The sequence below is a fragment of the Mucilaginibacter sp. genome, from assembly GCF_035492695.1.
In the GTDB taxonomy this organism is placed as follows: domain Bacteria; phylum Bacteroidota; class Bacteroidia; order Sphingobacteriales; family Sphingobacteriaceae; genus Mucilaginibacter.
This window is the reverse complement of the sequence record NZ_DATJJC010000017.1, coordinates 33,426-56,930: the sequence shown is the minus strand read 5'-3', so window position 1 is coordinate 56,930 and position 23,505 is coordinate 33,426. Positions and strand designations below refer to the sequence as shown.

21 protein-coding genes are annotated in these 23,505 nt (G+C 43.5%); 9 read left to right on the top strand and 12 right to left on the bottom strand.

Annotated features, from left to right (window positions below):
• Window positions 1-6 precede the first annotated feature (6 nt).
• Complete coding sequence (locus tag VL525_RS11225; protein ID WP_325386500.1) at window positions 7-741, top strand: lysophospholipid acyltransferase family protein; 735 nt, start codon at window positions 7-9, stop codon at window positions 739-741.
• Between the two features lie 21 nt (window positions 742-762).
• Here VL525_RS11225 and VL525_RS11220 read toward each other — a convergent pair whose 3' ends face one another.
• On the bottom strand, window positions 763-1,488 hold the full coding sequence (locus VL525_RS11220) for a LytTR family DNA-binding domain-containing protein (RefSeq protein WP_325386498.1): 726 nt from the start codon (window positions 1,486-1,488) through the stop codon (window positions 763-765).
• A 1-nt stretch (window position 1,489) separates the two neighbouring features.
• A complete protein-coding gene (locus VL525_RS11215) occupies window positions 1,490-2,500 on the bottom strand; it encodes a sensor histidine kinase (protein ID WP_325386496.1) in 1,011 nt (336 codons plus the stop codon).
• 205 nt (window positions 2,501-2,705) lie between these two features.
• Between VL525_RS11215 and VL525_RS11210 the strand changes: the two genes are divergently transcribed.
• Genes VL525_RS11210 through VL525_RS11200 form a run of 3 tightly spaced genes read left to right on the top strand, consistent with a single transcriptional unit; the run spans window position 2,706 to window position 4,622 of the window.
• On the top strand, window positions 2,706-2,915 hold the full coding sequence (locus VL525_RS11210; RefSeq protein WP_325386494.1) for a hypothetical protein: 210 nt from the start codon (window positions 2,706-2,708) through the stop codon (window positions 2,913-2,915).
• Complete coding sequence (locus VL525_RS11205) at window positions 2,909-3,808, top strand: ABC transporter ATP-binding protein (RefSeq protein ID WP_325386492.1); 900 nt, start codon at window positions 2,909-2,911, stop codon at window positions 3,806-3,808. Before VL525_RS11210 ends, VL525_RS11205 begins: the two co-directional genes overlap by 7 nt.
• A gap of 4 nt (window positions 3,809-3,812) precedes the next feature.
• Window positions 3,813-4,622: an ABC transporter permease gene (locus VL525_RS11200; protein ID WP_325386489.1), complete on the top strand. Its 810-nt coding sequence runs from the start codon at window positions 3,813-3,815 to the stop codon at window positions 4,620-4,622.
• A 7-nt stretch (window positions 4,623-4,629) separates the two neighbouring features.
• On the opposite strand, the gene VL525_RS11195 is transcribed toward VL525_RS11200, so the two are convergent.
• The 4 genes from VL525_RS11195 to VL525_RS11180 all read right to left on the bottom strand — a co-directional run bounded on the left by VL525_RS11195 (window position 4,630) and on the right by VL525_RS11180 (window position 12,546).
• Window positions 4,630-6,093 carry a rhomboid family intramembrane serine protease gene (locus VL525_RS11195; protein ID WP_325386487.1) on the bottom strand — a complete coding sequence of 488 codons (1,464 nt, stop codon included), beginning with the start codon at window positions 6,091-6,093 and terminating at the stop codon, window positions 4,630-4,632.
• 52 nt (window positions 6,094-6,145) lie between these two features.
• Window positions 6,146-7,498 carry a M28 family peptidase gene (locus VL525_RS11190; protein WP_325386485.1) on the bottom strand — a complete coding sequence of 451 codons (1,353 nt, stop codon included), beginning with the start codon at window positions 7,496-7,498 and terminating at the stop codon, window positions 6,146-6,148.
• 111 nt (window positions 7,499-7,609) lie between these two features.
• Complete coding sequence (locus VL525_RS11185; RefSeq protein WP_325386483.1) at window positions 7,610-10,771, bottom strand: ATP-dependent DNA helicase; 3,162 nt, start codon at window positions 10,769-10,771, stop codon at window positions 7,610-7,612.
• A gap of 50 nt (window positions 10,772-10,821) precedes the next feature.
• The gene (locus VL525_RS11180; RefSeq protein ID WP_325386480.1) at window positions 10,822-12,546 is read right to left on the bottom strand and encodes a glycoside hydrolase family 3 protein; all 1,725 of its coding nucleotides are present in this window, start codon (window positions 12,544-12,546) and stop codon (window positions 10,822-10,824) included.
• A gap of 184 nt (window positions 12,547-12,730) precedes the next feature.
• Here VL525_RS11180 and VL525_RS11175 point away from each other — a divergent pair, with 184 nt between their 5' ends.
• Window positions 12,731-13,396, top strand: a complete 666-nt coding sequence (locus VL525_RS11175; protein ID WP_325386478.1) for a porin family protein — start codon at window positions 12,731-12,733, stop codon at window positions 13,394-13,396.
• 37 nt (window positions 13,397-13,433) lie between these two features.
• On the opposite strand, the gene VL525_RS11170 is transcribed toward VL525_RS11175, so the two are convergent.
• The 5 genes from VL525_RS11170 to VL525_RS11150 are packed head-to-tail and all read right to left on the bottom strand — an operon-like array spanning window position 13,434 to window position 19,093.
• The gene (locus tag VL525_RS11170) at window positions 13,434-14,468 is read right to left on the bottom strand and encodes a hypothetical protein (RefSeq protein WP_325386476.1); all 1,035 of its coding nucleotides are present in this window, start codon (window positions 14,466-14,468) and stop codon (window positions 13,434-13,436) included.
• Window positions 14,469-14,505: 37 nt separating this feature from the next.
• The gene (locus VL525_RS11165; protein ID WP_325386474.1) at window positions 14,506-15,330 is read right to left on the bottom strand and encodes a hypothetical protein; all 825 of its coding nucleotides are present in this window, start codon (window positions 15,328-15,330) and stop codon (window positions 14,506-14,508) included.
• 12 nt (window positions 15,331-15,342) lie between these two features.
• Window positions 15,343-17,166, bottom strand: a complete 1,824-nt coding sequence (locus tag VL525_RS11160) for an ABC transporter ATP-binding protein (protein ID WP_325386472.1) — start codon at window positions 17,164-17,166, stop codon at window positions 15,343-15,345.
• A gap of 49 nt (window positions 17,167-17,215) precedes the next feature.
• Entirely contained in the window at window positions 17,216-18,208 is a 993-nt protein-coding gene (locus VL525_RS11155) for a glycosyltransferase family 2 protein (protein ID WP_325386470.1), read from the bottom strand.
• A gap of 6 nt (window positions 18,209-18,214) precedes the next feature.
• Entirely contained in the window at window positions 18,215-19,093 is an 879-nt protein-coding gene (locus VL525_RS11150; protein ID WP_325386468.1) for a glycosyltransferase family 2 protein, read from the bottom strand.
• A 107-nt stretch (window positions 19,094-19,200) separates the two neighbouring features.
• Here VL525_RS11150 and meaB point away from each other — a divergent pair, with 107 nt between their 5' ends.
• Entirely contained in the window at window positions 19,201-20,088 is an 888-nt protein-coding gene (gene meaB / locus VL525_RS11145) for a methylmalonyl Co-A mutase-associated GTPase MeaB (RefSeq protein WP_325386466.1), read from the top strand.
• 3 nt (window positions 20,089-20,091) lie between these two features.
• On the opposite strand, the gene VL525_RS11140 is transcribed toward meaB, so the two are convergent.
• Window positions 20,092-21,381 (bottom strand): aminopeptidase P N-terminal domain-containing protein, encoded by a 1,290-nt coding sequence (locus VL525_RS11140; protein ID WP_325386464.1) that lies wholly within the window; start codon window positions 21,379-21,381, stop codon window positions 20,092-20,094.
• A 150-nt stretch (window positions 21,382-21,531) separates the two neighbouring features.
• Here VL525_RS11140 and VL525_RS11135 point away from each other — a divergent pair, with 150 nt between their 5' ends.
• The 3 genes from VL525_RS11135 to VL525_RS11125 all read left to right on the top strand — a co-directional run bounded on the left by VL525_RS11135 (window position 21,532) and on the right by VL525_RS11125 (window position 23,505).
• Window positions 21,532-22,887, top strand: coding sequence for an OmpA family protein (locus tag VL525_RS11135; protein WP_325386462.1), 1,356 nt, complete (start codon window positions 21,532-21,534; stop codon window positions 22,885-22,887).
• A gap of 71 nt (window positions 22,888-22,958) precedes the next feature.
• Complete coding sequence (locus tag VL525_RS11130) at window positions 22,959-23,105, top strand: DUF6728 family protein (protein WP_187359718.1); 147 nt, start codon at window positions 22,959-22,961, stop codon at window positions 23,103-23,105.
• A gap of 19 nt (window positions 23,106-23,124) precedes the next feature.
• The gene (locus VL525_RS11125) at window positions 23,125-23,505 is read left to right on the top strand and encodes a RidA family protein (RefSeq protein ID WP_325386458.1); all 381 of its coding nucleotides are present in this window, start codon (window positions 23,125-23,127) and stop codon (window positions 23,503-23,505) included.

The following is a 23,505-nucleotide window of genomic DNA, read 5'->3' as shown; positions in this document are numbered from 1 at the left end:
CGCCGAATGAAAAAACTATTCGGCTATATTTTATCACCTATCCACTACGTTGCGTTTGGGTTGATATTGGTTATTTTTCATCCGGTACAATGGCTATGTTTCAACGCTTTCGGTTACCGGGCGCATAAGTGGATAGTTGATGTGATGAACTCGTTGCTTACGGCCAGTTATTATTTACTGGGCAATACCGTAAAATTCACCAATAAACAAAACCTCCCTATTGGCCGACCCATTATTTTTATAGCCAATCACCAAAGCCTGTACGATATCCCGGTATTAATATGGCACTTGCGAAAATATCACGCCAAGTTTATATCCAAGGTCGAGCTCACCAAAGGCATTCCTTCGGTTTCCTATAATTTGCGGCATGGCGGGGCGGCTAATATCGACCGCAAAGACCCCCGCCAATCCATTATGGAAATTGGCAAGCTCGGCACCCGCATGAAAGAAAACAAATGGGGCGCTGTGATATTCCCGGAGGGTACACGATCCAAAGACGGCACAGTAAAAACCTTCCAGGCCGCAGGCGTGGCTACTTTACTAAAAAAATGTCCGGAAGCCTTGCTGGTACCTATCGCTATAAACAACTCCTGGAAAATGGTTCGCTACGGGCAATATCCATTAAATACCTTTACGGCAATGTCGTGGGAGGTGTTAACACCTATCGAGCCCACAGGCCGGCCTGTGGATGAATCTGTATCAGAATGCGAAGCGGCGATCAAAAAGGCGCTGGGGCAATAAAATTCAATAGAAATTCGAATCTCAGATATTCTTCCCGTCAACTATCTTGAAGAACTCATCGCGGTAGGTATCCCCAACAGGTATTATCTTATCACCTATAAAAATGCGGCTGCGTTCAATGCTGTCGATCTTATTAATGGATACGATGTAAGATTTATGTACGCGGATAAAGTACTTTTCGGGTAGCGCATCTTCCATCTTTTTCATATTCTGCAAGGTAATGATACGCTCTGATGGTGTAAATATGGAAATATAATCCTTCAGGCCCTCAATGAAAAGGATATCGTTCAGGTATACCTTTTGTATCTTGTGCTCGGTTTTAACAAAAATAAAATCGCTCAGCAGGTCCCGCTGTTGCGGTTGCTCAGCCTTGGCCTCGGGTTTGCCGGTCGGTTCTATGATAGCCTGGGCCTTTTGTACCGATTTAAAGAACCGGTCGAACGCAATGGGTTTCAACAAATAATCGATCACATCCAGCTCATAGCCTTCCAACGCATATTGCGGGTAGGCTGTTGTTAGTATTACTTTAGACTTACCGTTGGCTATACGCAGAAATTGTATACCAGTAAGTTCCGGCATCTGTACGTCCAGGAATACCAGGTCCACCCCGCCGGCCTGCACTATTTGTAGCGCCTCTATCGGGTTGGTAGTTACTTTCACTAACTCCAAAAAAGGCATCTTGGAGATATAATCCTCCAGTATGTGCAGCGCTAACGGCTCGTCGTCAACTACAAGGCATCTGATCATGTTACAAAACTAATGATAGTTCGCAGGTATAAATATCCTGCCGGTCCTGTATATCCAGTTTATATCTGCCGGGGTAAAGCAACTCCAGCCGCCGCTGTACATTGCTTAAACCCACCCCGCTCTCAATATCCCTGTTATTTGCGTGTTTTTTATTCTCGATATAGAAATGGAGATTTACCCCATCCAGGTTTATCATCAAGCGTATTGGTATCGATGGGTCATTGGCCACCCCATGTTTAAAGGCATTTTCAATAAATGCGATCAGCAGCAAAGGTACTATCTTTTGGTTGCCAACTTCTCCGGTTATCTTAAAGTCGATAAACGCCTTATCACCGAAACGTATTTTTTGCAGGTCGATATAATTCTGCAGGTATTGCAATTCTTTCGCCAGGTCAACTTTACCATCGTTGCTTTCATACAACATATACCGCATAATCTCCGACAACTTTAAGATAGCCTCGGGTGCGGCATCAGATTTCTGGTAAGCCAGCGAATAAATGCTATTGAGCGAGTTAAACAAAAAGTGGGGGTTCACCTGCGATTTCAGGAAAGATAGCTCCGCCGCCAGACGCTGATTTTCAAGGTCATTACGCACCCGTTCATTCAAAAACCAATCGACGCCAAATTTAAGGGCCGTGCTAAGGAACAGAAAAAACACATTGGTTAAAGCCGAACTTATGAAATAGGACCAGAAAGGCGTTAGTTTACCCCCGTGAAGCAGAACTATCTCTTTAAACGTGGTTGCCAGCCAATATTTTGATAAGGCAAAAACAACAATGCAGATGATCAGTGCGAATGCATAATTCCTGTATTTCTTTTTGTCAAGAAACCTGGGGATAAGGTACAGATAATTGAGGTAGAACAGGCTTATGTTGACCGCACTGAATACCCCGAAGATAACTATAAGTTCTTTCGTGGTGACCTTAGAATTATCCAGTGTAAGGTATACGAAGTAACTGATAATACTTACCCAAAAAAAGATGTGCCAGAATATGATCCAATTTTTTTTCACTGCAACTAATGTAATATTTTATGCTGTTTATACCTTAATATTTATATCTAATTGCTGCTTTTTCCGATGAACTGCCAATTATATCCGATCAACGCCAAAAATCAAAAAAAGGGCCGTTCATCTACAATTCCGGTCAGTTGGTCTAATACTTTTTAGCAGATAAAAAATTAGCTATTCCTTTGTTCTATCAAAAATGACACTCACAATGAAAAAGCTGATTACAAACTCGAATCCATTTATCCTGCTGCTGCTACCCGTGGTATTTGCTTTAGTGATGGGGGTAGGCTACCAGTTTCAGCAAAAAAAGGTTTCAACAACTATCGGCCAAACATCCGAACAGGCTACTTCACTTTTCTATAAAGGTGTAACACTCGTAAAAACTGTTTGCTCAATTGCCAAAGAAAAAGTATGGTAATTGATACCCAGGGACTAAGTTTTAATTTTGGCAGCCAGCAGGTTGTCAAATCACTATCCCTCCAGGTGCCGGAAGGCTGTATATACGGTTTCCTTGGGCCCAACGGAGCCGGTAAAACCACCACCATAAAATTGCTGCTCAACCTGTTAAAAACAGATTTGGGCAGCATTCGTATTTTTGATAAGGACCTGCAAAGCAATCGTATCGATATCCTGTCGCAGATAGGCGCTCTTATTGAGCAACCAGCCATTTACGGTCATTTGACCGGGAAGGAAAACCTGATGAACCGGGCGCTGTTATTACAGGTTCCAGAAGGCAGGGTTGACGAAATGCTGGCACTGGTACATTTAAAAGATGCTGCCAATAAAAAGGCTGGTAAATATTCGTTGGGTATGAAACAGCGGTTAGGGATTGCCCTCGCATTGCTATCGGACCCTAAATTGTTGATATTGGACGAACCAACCAACGGCCTCGACCCGAACGGGATCATCGAGGTTCGTGAGCTTTTGATACGATTGGTTACTCAATATAAGAAGACCGTTTTTGTTTCGAGCCATCTACTGGCCGAAGTAGAAAGGATGGCAACCCACGTGGGTATTATAGACAGGGGCGAACTGCTTTTCCAGGGCAGTATCAAGGATCTGGAGGCAATAAGTCAGCCTCAAATACAGGTAGAAGTTGCCAACACCGTTGATGCCGCTAATTTTCTGAAAAAACAGGGACTTACCATCAATGATATTACAGAAGACCATTTAACTATGCCTTTTATCTCGAAGATACAGATGGGCGAGATCAATGCACTTCTGAATCGTAACAATTTCCAGGTATTCGCTATCCAAAAAGTACAAAAGGACCTGGAAAAACTATTCTTAGATATCACCCAAAAAGCCTGAACAAATGAAAGGATTTATACTATCGTTCCGGTCTGAGTTTTACAAAACACGTAAAACTATGGCTTTCTGGAGTGCTGTGATTTTACCCTTCGTTATTTGCCTGATGATATCTATTGGCTTTTTCAGCCATAGCGATAAACTATCAAAGCTTCCCGGTGCCATGCTTTGGTTCGAATTTTCAGCGCCGGTATTGGTTGTAATGGGTTCAATATTGTTACCCATGCTCATCGTTTTCGAGGCATATTCGGTAAACAACATCGAACACAAAGCGGAAACATGGAAAACGCTGTTTAGCTTACCTTTATCCAAATGGTCGGTTTATTCGGCCAAATATCTTTACGCACTTTTTCTTATCATATTATGTCTTGCGCTGTTCGTGCTTTTTACCCTGGGTTTCGGTAATTTATTAGGCGTAATTCAACCCCAACTAAAATTCAGTGAGTACCATATCGAAAGTACACTGCTGCAGGTTTATTTCAAATTGCTTTTATCTGGTCTGGGAATACTATCCATACAATTTTTATTGAGCCTTCTTTTCCGCGATTTTCTTAAACCGATGGGTATTGGTTTTGTCGCCACTGTATCGGGTATCATCATGGCCAACGTCGGCTGGAAATATACTTACCTGTTCCCCTATTCCAATGCCATGCTGACTATAAAGAGCCTGAAACCCGATAATAGCAATAATAATGGACAGGGTATTCCACACATCACTGTCGACCTGTTTACTAAAGACATCTGCGTAAGCCTTATTGTGGCTGTTGCAGTTTATATACTGGGTTACTTTATTGTGCTGAAGAAGAGTGTGAAATAGTGACCCGCTACTTTTTTAAACTGTCCAGCATTGATTTTATTTGGTTGTTACAAGAATCAATCGAAGAATTATACTTGTCCGTTTTCTCTCCAATTGCCCGGCAAATAATTTTATAGCTTTTTATCCGCATTTTACAATAATCTCTCAGTAACGCATCCCGATAAACCAGGTCCAGGGGTACATCTAATTTACTTGCTTCGTCAAGTATCTGCAAATTAGCATTCCAATTTGGTAATCCTTTATCTTTAAACGCAGAGAGTATCGCACTGTCAGAGGCACCTTTCATATCGAAAACCTCCAATGCCAGCGCCTCGTGCTTAGCAAAAGCATTCATTTTTGCTTCATACTTTCCCACATCGTTCGGGATACGGTTATATACTATAATTGAGGCTGTCAGTACAATTATTGTTAACGCGCCTACGGAAATGTATTCGATAATTTTTGAGGAAGGCTTTTTCAGCGAAGGGTAATAAGCATATCCAATTATTAGTCCCGTTACCAATCCGCCCATGTGCGCAGCATTGTCAATACCTGCCTTCATACCGTTCATCAAATTATAAGCCACAAATACCCCGATACTTGTTAACAATGCGCTACGTGTCTTTTTATCAATAATGTTAGTGGTCAAAAGAGCCAGGAAAACACCGTACATACCAAATATAGCACCTGACGCTCCGGCGCTGATAGTATTGGGATGCATCGAGATACTGGTGAGACTTGCGGCTAGCCCTGTAAGCAGGTAAGTCGTAGCAAAACGGAGCTTGCCAAGGTAAGGCTCCAGCAATACGCCAATATACAACAAGGCAAACATATTGAACGCGATATGAAATATACCAATATGCAAAAATGTACTGGTGATCAGCCTCCACCATTCTCCAGCCAATGTAAGTCCGCCGATATTGGCACCCCAGGTGACCAAACTTGCTGAACGTGGTTCAAACACGCTAATCCCGGAAATTGTCATCAAAATAAATATGATTATATTAATATTGATAATTATCGGGGTGATGTAATAACCATCTCTCGGTGTAAAAAGTGAAAGAAATCCTTTGAATTTTTGCGCAGCTGTTTCCGGGGGCGCTGCATGTATATCTTCTTCATACGCTCTCAGTGGCGGCATTACGTCGTTCACTTTTGCTTCAAGTTCGGCTTCAGACAACGAGGTTTTTAAAATATCAAATGTCGATATAAAAGCCTCGACATGCTTTTGATTTTTTCCCCAGTCATATAATCCTCCGCCAACGTTCTCACTTTTTAGTATTACAGTGTCATCTTTTATAACAACGGTAAATCTCTCTGTACTGGAAAATAGTCCGCCGCCGACAGTACTTACAAAACCACTTTTACTGCTGTAATTAATGTCCCACTCAAGTTGTTTCGCTGCGTCAAGTGCAATTACAAGATAGTGTTCAGGATTTATGCCGTTTAAATCTAACGACTGTTCAAATTTGGGGGTCAAACCAAATGCCATGTGATAATTGCCAGGTGTTAAATCAAAGATAAACAAATTTTCGAAATCGGAATTATCTCACCGGCTTTGGCACAACCGGCAAACTCTCATGCCCCTCGGCATCCACAGACTGCACCGCAAACAGGTAATTATCCTTTGAATAATTCAGGATAGTATGCGTATCCGTGACATAGAATTTTTTCTCCCAATAAGGGCTGGTGGTTTCACGCATCAGCACATAATATCCCGCCGGCTTCTTGCCCTCTTTGGGCGCATCCCACTTCAATTCCGTTTTGTTGGTAAGTCCGCTGGTTATCACACCCACATCCTGAGGTTCAGCAGGTGCAAGTGCAAGGTTGGCCAAAACCGAAAGGTTCATACGAGCTACTTTCTGCGCATAATTGAAATCAACAAAATCGGGTAAGTCGCCATAATCCACACCATTTTCCGTGCGGATATTCTGATGCTGGCGTGTAAAGTCTTCGTTCATCTCAGTAACGCGAATGGCAGTATAGCCTTGCTGCAAAAAGGGTATATGATCACCGCCACGCAGGTAGCGGTCGCGGCGGTAGATCAGCTTCACGTTCAAATTGTCGACATACCTTTCAGCCGTTTCCTTAATATAACGGGCCAGTTCGCGCGAAGGGCTGTCATTCTCGCCTCCCAGCGATATTAAGCTCGCTATTTGACGCTGATTTGCAGCAGCGGCGGTTGGCACACCTTCGCTGAATACCCGTACGCTGGTATTATCCTTCAGATCATTATCCATTCCGTGAGTATTGCCAACAATATCGTTGTTCAGCATGGCATCGATGTTCCAATTCTCAGCTTTAGCGCGTTTGGCAACATGTGTCGAGCCATATAAACCCTGCTCCTCGCCCACCACGGCCATAAAAATAATAGTAGCCGGAAATTGCCTTTGAGCCATTACCCGCGCCAGTTCCATCGAAACTGCTGTACCCGAGGCATCATCGTTTGCTCCGGGTTCATCGCCGTTGGGGTCCATCACATCCGACATGCGCGAATCATAATGCCCCGAGACGATATAAACCCTGGTATCTTTGGGATCAGTGCCCTTCAATATAGCCAGCACATTCTTTAAATGTGCAGGTTGGTTCACTCGTTCGCTTTTAGGCTGGGTGAATGTATCGAACTGGACGGTCATACGTCCGTGCGATTCGGCGGCGTATCTTTCATATTCCGATTTTATCCAGTTGCGCGCAGCGCCAACGCCCGTTGTTTTACTGACAGTATCGCCCAAAGTATGCCGCGATTTAAAACTTACCAGCTTGCGGATGATCACCTCAATGTTTTTTGAAGACACCTCATCTGTCATCTGCTTAATAGCTGCATCCTGCCTGATGGTGGTTTGAGCCACGGCGGGCGCCGAAATCATAAAAAATAGTATCAACTTAAAAAATTTCATATCAGATAAATTAATTCAATAGGCCCGTTAAAGGAAACTTAGGGTGTATGCCTCTAAAATACCTGTAACGAAAGGCGCTGAATTCGAAATCGAACCTCCGAAAATCCGAAATCATTCTTCCTCTACTTCCTGCATAACATCTCCCACCTGATTAAAATTGCTACGAACAAAATGGCACCAATCGCATTCCTGCTTGCCACAGCCGGTATTAAAATCATGTGCCAGTATTTTCTGGTAAACCGTACTTATTTGGCTTCGAACAACGTCCATATCTTCCGTCGATATCAAGATCTTCTCATGGATATATTGATTATCATTTACCGGTTCGATGAAATCAAATTGGGTGCCGGTCACCTGCCAGTCTTTCGTACGGTCATTTTCTATCAGCAATTTATAAAATACTGCCTGCCGCCAATAGTCGCCGCCATTAGGCTGGCTATTACTCGGCCCTGAGAGTTTATCTTTTGCGTTGCGGTATTTGCCCGTTTTATAATCAACCACGGTTACCTGTTTACCAGTAAATTCAACCTTATCCAGGTTACCCTTTACCGGCACACCGTCTATTTCGATATTTTTTATCGAAAGCTCGACTAATGCAACTTTATTCCATTGCGGAATATTGGTTTCATAAAAGTCCGGCAATATCTTGTCTCCATAATCCAACCGCAGTTTGAACTCATCCTTTGTAAATGAATCACGGTTGCGGTACATATAAGCCCTGAAATCTTTTATAAACTCTTCGGTGGTGGGAAACTCATTATCATAATCTTTCAGCTTGCGAAATGCCTTTTTTAAAGCATCGTGCACCGCCGAGCCGAACGTTGCAGAAGGGCTTTTGCCGGATGGCACCCTGATAAGGCACTGAAAATAGAACCGCAACGGGCAATCCAGGTAGTTGCTGAGGTGAGTAACAGAAAGTGTATAGTTTTGTAGTAGCTGATCGATGTAATTTTTGTCGATCAACTCCACCTTTGGCTTATCTTCCTCGCTGAACTGTGTCATGTAAAAATCCAGCATATCGCCTTCGTTTGGTTTTGGATAGTTAACCGCTAAGTGGGTTCCGGCCAATATTTCACCTATAAACTGCGAGGCCTCCTGATCCTTCCCATTCTTATCTTTGGATGCGTAGGAAATATTAAGATGCTGTTTGGCGCGGGTCAGCGCTACATAAAACAAGCGCCTCGATTCTTCCTTTTGGGCAATGTCATCGTCCGGCGCCTGCGTTAGTGTATCAGGCAGATTAAAGCCACTGTTCCGGCCTTTACTATCCCAGGTTTTCTTGTCGCAGCCTATTAAAAATACATGCTCATATTCCAGTCCTTTGGAACCATGTGCCGTCAGGAAATTCACGCCATTATCCGAATAGATCACCTGTGTTAAAGGCAGCCGGATATTGTTTTCTTTCATCAGATCGATGATTGCAACCAAATCCTTCACCCTGATGTCGGGGTTTTTGCGGCTTTCGTCTTTCAAAAAGTCGAAGAAATTGGTAAGCACCTGCATATACCAGCCCTTATCCGGCTGCTTCATAATATAACGGAGAATCCCCATTTTCGAGATCAGCTCCTGGAATAGTTGCTGCAGCGTAACGCTTACCGAGGCCTTTAAAAGGTCATCTATATACGTCATCAGGTACCGCATCTCCTGGTTCTGCGGCTTATCAAATAAGTTGGTTTGTGCTGGAGCACGCAACTCGCTTATATAACGCCGGAGCGATGTTTTCGGCTCCCCGTTATTGGATGTCTTATAATTTTCAGTTGCTACAGCGATGCTCGCTTTGGCAATTTCAATAGGCGGTATACCAAAGAAATCATAGTGCATGATCTCGAACAGCAATTCGTCCCCGCTATAGGGCGAATCAAGCTCCATAGCCAGGTAACGTAAAATATTGATGATCTTTTCGCCAAAAGGGAGCGACAGGATGTCGATCTTTCTGCGGGTGTTCACCGCGATCTTCTTAGTATCCAGGTAATGCAGCAATTCCTCAACCTGGCTATGGTTGCGGTAAATAACTGCTATCTCTGTGGGCGAAGTACCTCCGTCAACCAACTGTTTGATCTGCGTTGCCACATGAACCAATTCCTGTGCGGGGTTCTCATATTCCCTCACCGATGGCGATACCGACAGTTCGTTAAATCGCAGATGAGCTGCCTGAATGTTTTTATCAAGGTTGAGCTGCCCGGTAAGCCGCTCCCGGTTATTGCCGATGAGCGCTTTGGATATATCGAGGATATGCTGGTTGGAACGGTAATTATGTTTAAGAACAACCGTCTTTAAAGCCCCTGCATAGTCGTTCCAAAAATCGACGATGTTCTTCATATTCGCACCCTGGAACTTGAATATCGATTGGTCATCGTCGCCTACAACAAATACATTGGGCGTTTCCCAATAGTTCAACAGGAACTTCAACAATTCGCTTTGCGAACCGCTGGTATCCTGGAACTCGTCCACCAAAATATACTGATACCGCTCCTGGTATTTGCGCAACATTTCTTCATTCTCGCGAAACGCTTTCAGCACCCAAATGATCATGTCGTCATAATCATAGAAGCCGCGCGTCCTCATCTTGGCGTCATACCGCTGATACTCGCTAACCGCCGCCAGTAATTTGGTCATCACATCCCGGGCCGCATCCAGGTCTTTCTGTTTCGGGTCGCCAGCTCTTATCCCTTTTACAGCGTTTGCCCGTTTGTAAATGTATTCATCGCGGGTTGGCAGGTCGGCCAGGTAATTAGTTACAGCCCTGCCGATCATTTCTTCGTTCCAGTTTTCGCGCTTCATTACTGAGAACAGATTTTTCAACCGCGGCACATCATAGTAAATATCCCCGGTAAAGCGCTTCAGCAAATGGTCGTTTGGAAATTCGTCGACCAATTCCTGGAAAAGCGATACCGAATCCAGATCAGACAGGGGCTCCAGGTTCAGCTTGCCGAAATATTCCAGGTTCTCCTGAATGATCTCGTTACAAAAAGCATGAAAGGTATAAATGTTAACGCGGTATGCTTCCGGCCCGATAAATTCGAACAAACGCTTGCGCATGGCCACAGCGCCCGCATCAGTGTAGGTAAGGCATAATATCTCGTGCGCACTGGCATCAGTCTCTAAAAGTATCTTACCAATACGGGCTGCCAGTATCTGTGTTTTGCCCGTTCCGGGGCCTGCTACTACCAGCACAGGCCCTTCCACCTGGTTCACAGCATCAAGTTGCTCGGGGTTCAGGCGGGCTAATGCTTCAAGGAATTTTTCGTTGTATTTATTGGGAGTAGATTGCATATTGTATTAGTAAAGATAACGAAAAAAAGAGGCCGGCCTTGCTCTGCTTATCACCTTAATGTCACACCTGAACCTGACGGAAAAAACTGGTTTATCCGCACCGGCGATCGGCCTTTAGGATCGATCAATCGCGTAATTACTTTTACCACCGAACGCTGCATTTCGTCCGACATTTGATAACCGGCTATCAACGCCCCGCTTTTCTCGATACCTGGTAAACCGGCTATGGTATACGGATTGGCAAATACACAAATAACCGAATGTTGGAACGACGCCAACTCCGAGATAAATAATTTTACCCCATTACTGTAGTCCAGCTTGCTTGCCGGCCGCGGGCGGGTATCATTAATGCTCACAAAAATCTGGTCATATTGTCTTAGTTTCACCAGCAGGTCGAGCAATTGATCAGCTGAGGTCGCTTTCCCGACAATATACATGTCGCTATTCAGGTACCATTGCTGTGATAATTCCCGCTGAAAAACTGTAGGCTGGGTTACTCCTACACTGATGATTGCTGTTTTTTGAAGAGGGTTCAACTGGAGTGTCGATCCATCCCCTTTCAACAAAGTCACGGCGTTGTCGCATAACTGCTGCACCAGGGCTTTTGCGCTCCCGCGGTTGAGGTCCTCGATGAGATGATCTGCAGATACATCCTTGTAATGGTTCAGCCCGGCCCAATATTTTGCCGCAAGTATCTTTTTTACCCGTGCCTCAAATTCCTTTTTTGTAACCCCGTCCTTCCTGATGGCCTTTTTTATCAAACCTATCGCCCGCTCCGAGTTTTCTGACAACTCAATGATGTCATTTCCAGCTAAAAACGCGCGAACATCGGCCTGCCCGTCAGGGAAATATTTCAGTACTCCTTTCATCTCCATCGCATCGGAAACAATAAGGCCTTTAAACCCGAGTGAATCCTTCAGATTGCCGGTGACGATGGGTTTTGACAAAGTAGACGGGAGATTCTTGGTTGAATCAAGCGCAGGTATGTCCATGTGGGCTATCATCACACCACTGATGCCCGCTTTTATTGCCTGCCTGAAAGGGTATTCCTCCAGCGTATCCAATCGCTTGCGGTCAAACGGCAATAAAGGCAAGTCGAGGTGCGAGTCGACATTCGTATCCCCATGACCAGGAAAATGTTTGGCCGTAGTTAGTATGCCGCCGTCCTGCATACCTTTCATATAAGCAATGCCTTTGGCAGCAACGTTATATTTATTATCACCAAAGGAGCGGAAGTTTATCACCGGATTATCTGGGTTATTATTTACATCCATATCGGGCGCCAGGTTCATCTGCATCCCCATTCGCTTAAAATCGTAGGCTACAAATTGCCCCATCTTATAAATAAGGGCATTATCACTGATGGCGCCGAGTGTCATCTGGTAGGGGTAGGAAATAGTGGAGTCAAGCCGCATACCCAGTCCCCATTCACCGTCCTGCGCAATAAGTAACGGCACTTTGGCTAGTTTTTGGTAACGATTGATCAATCCGGCCTGCCGCACGGGGCCACCCTGGAAAAATACCAGGCCACCAACCTGTTCGTTTTTGATCACATAGCCAACTGAGTCCTCATAAGCCTGCCCTTTATCGGTATGGGCCCGCACAAAAAACAATTGCGCTATCCGCTCTTTTTTACTGAGTTTGCGGTAAACCGAGTCAACCCAATGGTTCGGACGGCCAAGCGATGCTATATAACCTTGTTTTTGCTGCCCTGCGGCCGGAATGGCTATCAACGCAAATAAAGAATAGATAAGATACCGGTAAAGTACTTTCATAAACTTCAAATGTAATTGAATTGATCGAAGTTCCTGCACGGGTTACAAAACTTGACAGCGTTTCGGGGGTGCATTTATTGTAACAATTTCAACTTAAACGAAAAAAAATCGAGGCCCAAACTAAACCCTAACCACTATCTATCACTCTAAAAACAAACATTAACTTATAAAACGATTTATTGTGATGAAACGAATCTTATTCCTGGCGATATGCCTGTTCACTACAGGTACCGTCTTCGCCCAAAATTACTACACACCCCGCCGTGTGCACCGTCGCCCGCCGCCGGCACGCAGATACGGTGATTTTTACACCCCAAAAGTAGGTATCGAGGGCGGATTAAGCATTGCTAACACCATCGATTCTTATGATGCCGGTTACAGTACTGATAATATCTTAGGTTTCCATGCCGGTATCTCGGCCACCATTCCGCTGGTTTATCCGTTGTCGTTCCAACCCGAGGTGCTTTTCTCTCAGAAAGGATATAAAGGCTATACCGCCGACGGAACTTTTACCCAGCGCAACAACTATATCGATATTCCGTTGCTGGCCAATTTCAGGCTGGTACGCGGGCTGAATTTCGTGGTGGGTCCTCAGCTTAATTTCCTGGTATCGAGTACGAGCACTTTCAATGATGGCTTTAATGTATCATCTGAAACCTACTACAACAGCAACTATAATAAAAGCTATGTTGCCGGTGTAATAGGGCTAAGTGTCGATCTGAATCCGAACGTGTACATACACGGCCGCTATGTGCTCGACCTTAGTTCGAATACGTATGATGAAAATTCTCCTATACCAGATTACCGCAACCAGGTTTGGCAGTTTGGATTAGGTATCAGGTTTCAATAAGATACTAAATAAAAGCGCCCGGGAGGTCTGGGTGCTTTTATTTAGCTGCTTTTGTAAATACCGTACTTATGTCGTCAATAAATTTCTCCTTTTCCCGGTAAAGCACTTTCCTGTAAGGCTCAAAATCACCGATTAGCTTATCATAATTGGCCAGGCATTCTTTGATAAGGCTTATAATTCCCGGTATTTCACTTTTACTTTTTCCGAAGCGATACTTTTCGGGAATAGGCATATCCTCGGCATAGACTGCTGAACCCGATTTACCGATGATCATACAGCAACGCATGATACAAGCTTCGCGCGGCATTCTTTCTTTGCCGGGATGGTAGCCAAAATCGATATATAATTTTGCGCGGTTCATCCAGTAAGCAACTTCAGCAGGGCTCATTCCGCTCAGCGGCTTCCAGTTTAGTTCTTTTGTCTGGTTCATGATATCCCCAAGGAAATCGTCGTTCTTTTTGGGGTTGTAGATAATGATATCTTCTTTTTCAGCTTTTTCATCAGCCCGCTCAAAAAAGGCATCATTCATATAATCACTTACCTGGCCAACCGGCTCAATTCCATTTTCGCGGAGATGTACCATCGAATGATAGGAATGCCCGATATGCAAAACATTTTTTTCCTTCAGACTGGCAAATGAGGCGATCTTAAACGTACCAAACAGGACACTCAGCCCAAGCGACTTCTTTTTTTTGCGCTGGCTACGAGCAATTTGTTGATTCAGTATGATGTAATAGTTGGCGACACTCAGCCACCAAACCACTTTTCGTACCCGGCTGAACTTCTTGCAAAAAACTGAGGAAAGGTGTGTCTCTGGGATGATCAGAACGTGTTCACGGCTATTTTCAAGCTCGCTTACGTACGGGACGTTGTATTTTTTATAATTTTCATGCACCAACCCTGTACTTTCAGGCGAGTGATAATAATACATAAAGGCATTAAAGCCCAAAAGAATGAGATGGTGTCCAAATTGGTGCAACGCCTCGGGGCCGCCGGTCGCAACGCCGGCTGGGCAGGATAAATATATTTTACTGCCCGGATAACACTCGATCTTTTGCAATGTTCCGCTCAATATTTTATAACATTAAACACCAATAAATAGAAATCAATCAGGTTTTAAGCTTAAGCCGATAGCCTTTTTTAGGTTTAAATATCTTAATGTATTGTCTGGATAAAAACAATACAAGGGCTATATTACCAAAAAAATTAAATAAACGCACCCCTGATATATAAAATCGTGTGATCGTAGTCCCCAGGAACCGTGATCTGAAGGCCCTGCGATATTTCCTGATAAGGTCTTTTTTTAATTGGTAAAATTTATAATCAGCGTTCCCGTCGCTCTTGTGCATCAATTTGAAATCTATCGCATAGCTGCTGTAGCCTAAAACATCTGCTATCAGGCATATATCAGTTCCATACAGGTGAAACCCCTGCAGATCAGCAGACAAAGCTAGGTTAGCTGCACTTTTTACAACAATAAAGTTTTCATCCAGTGTCACCGTTTTTATGGGCAGGTGTTTGTCTTCAAGCACGTTTCCGGTACCTTGAATTACATTCATGGCGGTATACTTCAGATTGACACCGCCGGCATTGCCAAGCAAAGCCCAATTAGGGTCTGCGTTTTCTACCTCGGCCATTCTCGCCTTCAGGTCACTTATATTATGATAGTTTATTAATACATCCTGGTGGCAAAGAATTATATATTCACCACGTGCCTCACGCAAAAACCGGTTTAGACCAGCAAAGGCCTCAAATGTATTTTGTTTACTATTGTCGATGTACAAAAATTCACAGATATCAGTGGTAAAACCCGATTCGTAAAAAGACGCTTTCATTTCTTCGTATTCGGACAAATCCGTAACCAGTGTACACACCGAAAACTCATATTCAAAAACTTCCTCCCGCTCTATTTTTCTCGATCGTATTGGGTGCATATTAAGTGCCTGTTATTGGAAAGTTTGCATATCGATCAAACGCCTGTACAGGCCGTTTGCATTCATTAATTCCTGGTGTTTACCCTGCTCCACGATCTCGCCGTTTTCCAACACGACAATGGTATCAGCGTTTTGGATGGTGCTTAGCCGGTGCGCGATAATGAGCGATGTTCGGTTTTTCATCAGGTTATTTAAGGCATCCTGCACCAGCTTTTCCGATTCGGTGTCTAACGCTGATGTAGCTTCATCCAGTAACATGATCGGCGGGTTGCTTAATACGGCGCGGGCGATACATATCCGCTGCCTTTGTCCGCCGGAAAGTTTAGTGCCGCGGTCGCCAATATTAGTTTGATAGCCATTTTCGGCCTCCATGATAAAGTTATGGGCATTGGCGATGCGCGCAGCAGCCTCAACCTCATGCTGCGTGACACCAGTTTTACCAAAGGCGATATTATTAAAAATGGTATCATTGAATAATATGGTCTCCTGGTTCACAATACCCATAAGCGAGCGTAGTGACTGCATAGTTACGCTTTGAATATTTTCGTCATCAACGCATATCTCACCCGATTGCGGCTCAATGAAACGTGGAATTAGATCCATCAAGGTCGATTTACCACCGCCCGACGGCCCGACCAATGCGACTGTTTGCCCTTTCGGAACGGTTAAATTAATATTTGAAAGTATTGTCTTTTCGTCGTAAGCGAAGGACACATTTTTGAAATAGATGCCCCGGTCAAAGCTTTTGATCTCTGTTGCATCAGGCGCGTCCTTTATCAATGGCTTTTCATCAATTAATGCCAGTACACGCTCGCCGGCCGCAATCCCCTGGTTAATATTGCTGAACGAATCGGATATAGCCTTTGCCGGACGTGTCAATTGTGAAAATATCCCGATATAGCTCAAAAAGCTACCGGGGTCCAATTCCTTACTGTGACTTACTATAATGATATATCCCCCATAAAGCAGGATGAATGAGATCATGGTAACCGAGAGAATTTCTGATATAGGTGAAGCCGCTTGCTGGCGTTTGGCCATTGACCGCAATATTTTACTGTACCGCCTATTCTCGGTATTAAAACGCTCCTTGATAAAGTTGGTAGCGTTAAATGCCTTAATGATCTTTATGCCCGACAATGCCTCGTCGAGATAACTGATCATGGTGCCGTAGGATTGTTGAGCAGTGGTAGCTTGTCCGCGCAGTTTTTTTACGATACGCGCTATAATAAATGCCGAAACTGGGATAACCAGCAATGAGTAGAGCGTAAGCTTAGTGGAGATAGAGAATAGACCAATGATGTACGAGATCATGGTCAGCGGTTCCTTAAAAATAACCTGCAACGTTGATGTTACAGAAAACTGTACCACCTGAACATCCGAAGCCACTTTAGATACAATATCGCCTTTCCTTTCATTATTGAAAAAACCTAAGTGCATGTCTATTACATTGTTAAACACCGTTTTCCGCAGGTTTAAAAGTGTGTGAATACGGAGGTTCTCCATAATGCGGGCAGACAAATACCTGAAAACATTTGCTAGAAAAATACCGATGACAATGGTAACACAAACAAACTTTAGCGCACCCCATTGTCCATAGTGCTGTACAAAATAGCCAAGGTAATATTTGAACCACCCAGTCGCATCAAACGAACCCGGACGCGTTGCGGGCAATGAGGCTGGGCCAAGATTAAAATTGAAAAGGGTATTTAAAAGCGGGCCAAGCAGTATGAGCACCGTGGTGATAAAAACTACATACAGCAGCGTAAATATAACGTAGGGTATAGCAAACTTTTCAATTGGTTTAGCAAAAGATAAGAGCCTGAAATAAGTCTTCATCCAATAAAAATAAGTTGCAAAGCTAACAGTAATTAGACAAATATGAGTTTCATGGCTTGAACCTGGTTATTTCCTTTCCGGTCACCGACGCCCTGATCATGCCGACCATGTCGAAAAGGCTAACCTGGCTATGATGTTTTTCCATCAACCTGCTAATATCCTTTTTACTTTTCCTTATTGCTGCCCTGCTTTTAAAAAGCGCCTTATAGCTACTCCATATCCACCACTGACCTGCCAATAATTTCGGCAACAGATCGATAAGGGTTACCTGGCAATACCAGGCAAGTGATGCCAACGCATTCAAGTGTATGGCATGAAAATAAAAACGATTACGATAATAAATGCTCTTTACCCATTTGGCTGTTTTATAATTTTTTGTGCTGGCCGATACCTGGTGTTTGCAAATGGACAGATGCTCGTAATAACATTTCCAGCCCATACGCCAGGCCCGTAAACCTAATTCGATGTCTTCGCAGTAAAATGGCGAAAACAATTCGTTGAAACCACCCAGTTCCTTAAGTTTCACAGCATCTATCAAAGCATTGGCTCCCGATAAATAAAATGTATAATACCAATCGGTATTGTTTTGACTATAATAAAAATAGCTCGTTTTGAGCTTGAGCCCGTTGAACTTAGGTATCCGCGCAGCATCCTGTATACCATCACCTTCCATATCAATGATCCGACCCATGACTCCAAAAGTATCGGGCTTCTCAAAATACTTCCATTGTGCGTCAAAATACCCCGTTGTTAGCTTCACGTCAGAATTCAGCAACAATACCAGTTCGTATTGTGCAACTTCAATACCCCGGTTACAGGTAAAAGAAAATCCGCGATTTTCGGGATTAATAACAAGTTTGACCCTTGGATAATTGCTCTTTAGAAATGAAACGGAGTTATCTTTTGAACCGTCATCTACCACGATTATCTCATACGGCATAGCCGCCTGTTCAACAACAGCAATGGTTACCGGCAAATACTCTTCAAGCAAGTGCCTGCCGTTGTAATTGGGAATAATAACTGAAACGCTTCTCTTATCCAAGGAATACTATTTTATGATATTGTAATTGCGGTACTCGCTTACCCTCCAGCCAGTCAGATCTTCAATTTTCTGCAAAAATTTACGCCTAAAAGGCATTTTCTTTTCCAATGCGCCGAGGTCCATATCAAGTTTCCAGTTGGTGACATCTATTCGTTTTTGCATCACCGCCGGATGCGTCCCGGTAAATGGCATCAAACGGTCGGCATTTTTATAATCAAACTCAAAAGTCTCGGGCAAATTTTCGGCGAGCCAGCTATCGTCGTGGTAAAACTGGTTAAAATTCCTGAGCTTATTTTTTAAGCCAGCCGGTGGCTTTACCCAGCCATAGTGGTAAATATAAGCATCTATCAGCTTAACGTTTAGTTTGCGTCCATTGATACGAAAACCCTGGGCGTCACGATAGGAATGTACGCCCTTTTTGTTCCTCAAAACCCTTATCTCGCGGCGGTACCATCTTCGCGAGTGCCCGTAGTAATCATAAGAACCATAAAAATGCAGGTAATTGAACAACAGTCCCTCAACGCGTCCGTCGTCCAGGTTTTGCTCCATAGCGTTCTTTATTACCGGAAGATATTTTTCGTGCACACACTCGTCGCCCTGTATGTAAAAGGCCCAGTCCGCATCCGGCGATATAGCGCGGAGAGCTTTATCAGTCTCCGCAGCAAATACAGCACCTCCTTCACGTAAATTTTCGTCCCAAACGGTATTAATGATCTTTATTTTAGGGGAGTTGATATTTTGGACGAGTTTTCCCGTATCATCATCCGAGTTGCCTAAAGCGACAACAAATTCGTCACATAAAGGAAGGATGGAAGTAATGGCCTCAACAACAGGGTAATCGTTCTTTACTGCATTTCTGATAAATGTAAATCCTGCAACCTTCATCCGGCTTGTACGATGTAAATTAATTGGCAAATATAGCTTTCCGTATCTCATTTAGTTAAAGCTCAATTTTCGAAAGCATTGCAATTTTCGTTACTTTACTTTCACAAATGACAGTCATTCGCAAACAACCTCCCGCCGGCACTCTTGATTTTCGCTCAGTTGCGCGGGCGCTCACCATTGTCGAGAACGACCTGGCCGGAGCCAATGACCTGTTGAAGGGCCTTGACCTGTCGAAGGATGTCCCAATTATCGGTGTCACTGGCCCGCCCGGTGCAGGTAAAAGCACTTTAGTGAACAATATTTTAGGCGAATTGATAGCAAGGGACAACAAGGTCGCGGTACTTGCTATTGATCCAACATCGCCCTTCAACTTTGGTTCCTTACTGGGCGATCGTATCCGGATGTCGGCCTTTTTCAATCATCCGGATGTTTTCATTCGTTCGCTGGCTACGCGCGGCTCGCTTGGCGGTTTATCAGCCAAAACTATCGAAATGACGGATGTACTGCGCGCGTACGGATTTGATTATGTACTGATCGAAACAGTTGGCGTGGGCCAATCTGAGATCGAGATAGCCGGGCTTGCCGATATTACCCTTGTTGTTTTGGTACCCGAAGGAGGCGACGAGATACAAAGCATTAAAGCCGGGTTAATGGAAATTGCCGACGCCTTTATCGTAAACAAAGCCGACCGCGAGGGCGCCGATATTTTTGCCAATAATCTAAAAAAAATGGTTCAGCAAAAAAAAACGGTTATACCTGTTTTCAAAACTATCGCCTCGCAGAATAATGGTACCGGCCAAATAATTGATTTTATCACATCTTCTGCCCGAAGTCGTAATAGTCGTAAGGAATTGCTGTTAACCGAAAAAGCCTGGAACCTGATAAGGCAAAAGCGGATGGCAAATATCAGTAAATCGGAGTTGCAAAACGGCATAGCCTGCGCTGTTGAAAGCCCCTCATTTAATCTTTATAAATTTATCGAAAGGTATATTTAGAAGTCAGGAATTCATGATCTCTTCAATATGATCTACTTCCAAAGGAATATCCGCCATCAGGTCAACATTACCGTCAGTAGTTATCAAAATGTCGTTTTCCAGTCTTATACCCACGCCTTCTCCCGGTATGTAGATGCCTGGTTCGCAAGTAAGTATATTACCGACTTCGAAAGGCTTATATCTGCTTGCAAAATCATGTACATCCAACCCCAGGTGATGCGAAGTGCCGTGCATAAAGTACTTTTTATATAGGGGCATTTTAGTGTCCTGCTTTTCTACCTCATGTTTATTCAGCAACTTAAGTCCGATCAATTCACTGGTCATCATTTTTCCAACTTCATCCTGGTATTCGGACATAAGTGTACCTGATTTGATCAATTGGATTGCGCCTTTCATTACGCGAAGCACAGCATTGTACACATCGCGCTGTCTTTTGGTAAACCTGCCGTTAACCGGTACCGACCGTGTCATGTCTGCATTGTAGTTTGCGTATTCCGCTCCAAAATCCATGAGCAAAATATCGCCGGTGCTACAAACCTGGTTATTATCGATATAATGCAGCACGTTAGCGTTGACGCCAGATGCTATAATTGGGCTGTAGGCATTGCCCGTGGCCCGCTGCCTAAGAAACTCATGGGTCAATTCAGCCTCCACCTCATATTCTGTCACACCAGGTTTTATAAATTTAAGCACTCTTACAAAAGCGTCCCTGGTGATTTGGCAGGCTTTCCTTGTCAATTCGATCTCGATATCCGATTTGACCACACGCAGATCCCGTAAAATAACTGCCGATCTTTCATAATTATGCAATGGATATTTTTGCCGCAATTGTTCATACATCCTGACATCCCTATATGGAACTGTATGTCCATACCGGTCGTTCTCATTTGTATTAATGTAGACATTTTCGGCATAGTTAATAATACTGTGCAGTATTGTATCAAATTCGTTCAGCCAATAGACATTTTCTATACCCGACGCCCTGCGGGCTTCGTCCTTAGTGTATTTATGTCCTTCCCATACTGCAATATGCTCATCAGTCTGTCTTAAAAAGAGTACTTCTTTGTATAGGGGATTAGGACAATCGGGGTATAAAACTAAAATACTTTGTTCCTGGTCAATACCGCTCAAGTAAAAAAAATCGGCATTTTGTTTAAAAGGAAAGTTTTGATCACCGTTTTTGGGGAATTCGTCATTAGCGTGAAAAATGGCTATTGAGTTTTGTTTTGTGCGTTTAACGAAATTTTTTCTATTAAGAATAAATAAGGTATTACTAATAGGTAGGTATTTCATGAATAATAAGTTTATTTATTTTTCGAAAACAATTTTTTTTATTTATTTGTATTAACTTATGTAAAATTTGGAACAATGTTTGGTAATGAATTCAAACTTAATTACTAATTTTGGAAAAAAAATCACAATTAATTGTTTAATCTTAAAACTATGAACTATTCTACATTAAAAAAAACAGTTGCCCTTTCACTAGTCTCGCTTCTGGCTGTTGGAATGGTCAATGCTCAAACGGACACCACTAAAGCAGCGACCATGGCCATGGCAGATACCGCAACTACTGCCAAAGTATTTGGCGGCAGGGCTCAATACAACACCTGGAGTGTTGGTTTAAACGTCGGGCTTACGTCCCAAACCCTTGCTACGGGCGGATCTAATGATTACTCTGATAAAAAGATCTCTCTTGGTTATGGCCTTTCAGTTCGTAATCAGTTAGCTCACTCATTTGCTTTGCAATTCGACTTCCGTGGTGGCAAGGTACAGGGAAGTGACGCCAGCACAAATTTACCTGCTACTTATTCGACAAAATTCTGGCAGGGAACAATCAGTGGCGTTGTTAACGTTGCAACCATTGATTATATCCGCCGCAAAAATGCAGTTAACTTCTTTGTTACAGCAGGTGCTGGTTTAGCATGGTATAATCCAACTGGCGTTACCAGGTTAGGTGCTCCTTTTGATTTCAAAGCAGCAACTGGCAGTAGCGTAAAGGAATTTGTTGTTCCAATTGGCGCCGGTGTTAAATTCAGGTTATCTGACGCTCTTGCCCTGAACCTGGGTTACACCGAAAACTTTATCGATGGCGATAACTTTGACGGTTACAAAAATGGTGGTGCTGCCAGCAAAGATCATTACTCTTATGGCTACGCAGGTTTGGAGTACACTTTCGGCCCGAAATCAAAACCGAACCTGGATTGGGTGAACCCGGTAGCTATGATGTATGATGAATTATACGATGCTGCCCTTCGCCAGGAAGTTGAAGCTTTGAAAGGCCGCGTAGGCAATGTGGAAAATGCTGTTAACGATCTGAAGAAAGATTCTGACGGTGACGGTGTTGCTGACCAATTCGATAAGTGCCCGAACACTCCTGCAGGTACTGTAGTTGACGGTTCTGGTTGCCCTATCAATTTCCCTAAGATCGACACTTCACTGTTCGTAAGGAAACCGGTTATGGGTGACGCAAAAGCTTATTCAAACATACAGTTTGAATTCGATAGTTCTGTATTGAGAACTTCATCTTACCCAGCATTAGATTTGACATCAGCTGATCTGCGTGCAAACGCTGACAAAAAGATCGAATTAGATGGCTACGCTTCATCAGAAGGTACTGCTGCTCACAACATGCGTTTATCTAAAGACCGTGCTAACTCAGTAAAAACTTACCTGGTTAACTCTGGTGTTGATGCTAAACGTGTTAAAGTGAAAGCATTTGGTGAAACTCATCCGATTGCTGATAACTCAACTGAAGAAGGACGTGTTGCAAACCGTCGCGTTGAGTTCAAACAAAAATAATATTTGATTCATTCACATATTCAGAAGGCTTGCCCGCAACGGCAAGCCTTCTTTTTTTATTAAATTTGCGCATGTACTTTTTCAGAAAGAAAGATCCCAACAGGCCAACCAGCTTTAACCTGAAAGTGATGCACATTATTAATGCAACTGCTATTATCATGTTCGTTGCGGGAATCATTTACAAATTGCTGCAATGGTTCGTATTCAAAAAACCTTAATATAAAATCTTATACCAAAATGAAAACGATTATTAATACAACCAATGCCCCGGCCCCAATTGGCCCTTACAGTCAGGCAGTGGCTACCGGCGGGTTTCTTTTTGTTTCGGGTCAAATACCCATGAACCCAGCAACAGGTGAAATAATATCTTCAGATATTAAATCCGAAACCAAACAAGTGATGGACAATATCGGGTCCATATTGACCGAAGCTGGCGTTAGTTTTGCAGATATAGTTAAGACTACTATCTTCTTGACGGACATGCAAAATTTCGCGCAGGTAAATGAAGTTTACGGCACTTATTTCACCGACCAATTCCCTGCACGTGAGACTGTACAGGTAGCAGCACTTCCAAAAAATGTCAATGTCGAGATATCTGTAATTGCCATCAAATCCTGA

Bases quoted from the DNA above. Each gene is read 5' to 3' on its own strand.
- VL525_RS11225 (WP_325386500.1), top strand. From the start codon at position 7: ATGAAAAAACTATTCGGCTATATTTTATCACCTATCCACTACGTTGCG.
- VL525_RS11220 (WP_325386498.1), bottom strand. From the start codon at position 1,488: ATGATCAGATGCCTTGTAGTTGACGACGAGCCGTTAGCGCTGCACATA.
- VL525_RS11210 (WP_325386494.1), top strand. From the start codon at position 2,706: ATGAAAAAGCTGATTACAAACTCGAATCCATTTATCCTGCTGCTGCTA.
- VL525_RS11205 (WP_325386492.1), top strand. From the start codon at position 2,909: ATGGTAATTGATACCCAGGGACTAAGTTTTAATTTTGGCAGCCAGCAG.
- VL525_RS11200 (WP_325386489.1), top strand. From the start codon at position 3,813: ATGAAAGGATTTATACTATCGTTCCGGTCTGAGTTTTACAAAACACGT.
- VL525_RS11195 (WP_325386487.1), bottom strand. From the start codon at position 6,093: ATGGCATTTGGTTTGACCCCCAAATTTGAACAGTCGTTAGATTTAAAC.
- VL525_RS11190 (WP_325386485.1), bottom strand. From the start codon at position 7,498: ATGAAATTTTTTAAGTTGATACTATTTTTTATGATTTCGGCGCCCGCC.
- VL525_RS11185 (WP_325386483.1), bottom strand. From the start codon at position 10,771: ATGCAATCTACTCCCAATAAATACAACGAAAAATTCCTTGAAGCATTA.
- VL525_RS11180 (WP_325386480.1), bottom strand. From the start codon at position 12,546: ATGAAAGTACTTTACCGGTATCTTATCTATTCTTTATTTGCGTTGATA.
- VL525_RS11175 (WP_325386478.1), top strand. From the start codon at position 12,731: ATGAAACGAATCTTATTCCTGGCGATATGCCTGTTCACTACAGGTACC.
- VL525_RS11165 (WP_325386474.1), bottom strand. From the start codon at position 15,330: ATGCACCCAATACGATCGAGAAAAATAGAGCGGGAGGAAGTTTTTGAA.
- VL525_RS11160 (WP_325386472.1), bottom strand. From the start codon at position 17,166: ATGAAGACTTATTTCAGGCTCTTATCTTTTGCTAAACCAATTGAAAAG.
- VL525_RS11150 (WP_325386468.1), bottom strand. From the start codon at position 19,093: ATGAAGGTTGCAGGATTTACATTTATCAGAAATGCAGTAAAGAACGAT.
- meaB (WP_325386466.1), top strand. From the start codon at position 19,201: ATGACAGTCATTCGCAAACAACCTCCCGCCGGCACTCTTGATTTTCGC.
- VL525_RS11140 (WP_325386464.1), bottom strand. From the start codon at position 21,381: ATGAAATACCTACCTATTAGTAATACCTTATTTATTCTTAATAGAAAA.
- VL525_RS11135 (WP_325386462.1), top strand. From the start codon at position 21,532: ATGAACTATTCTACATTAAAAAAAACAGTTGCCCTTTCACTAGTCTCG.
- VL525_RS11130 (WP_187359718.1), top strand. From the start codon at position 22,959: ATGTACTTTTTCAGAAAGAAAGATCCCAACAGGCCAACCAGCTTTAAC.
- VL525_RS11125 (WP_325386458.1), top strand. From the start codon at position 23,125: ATGAAAACGATTATTAATACAACCAATGCCCCGGCCCCAATTGGCCCT.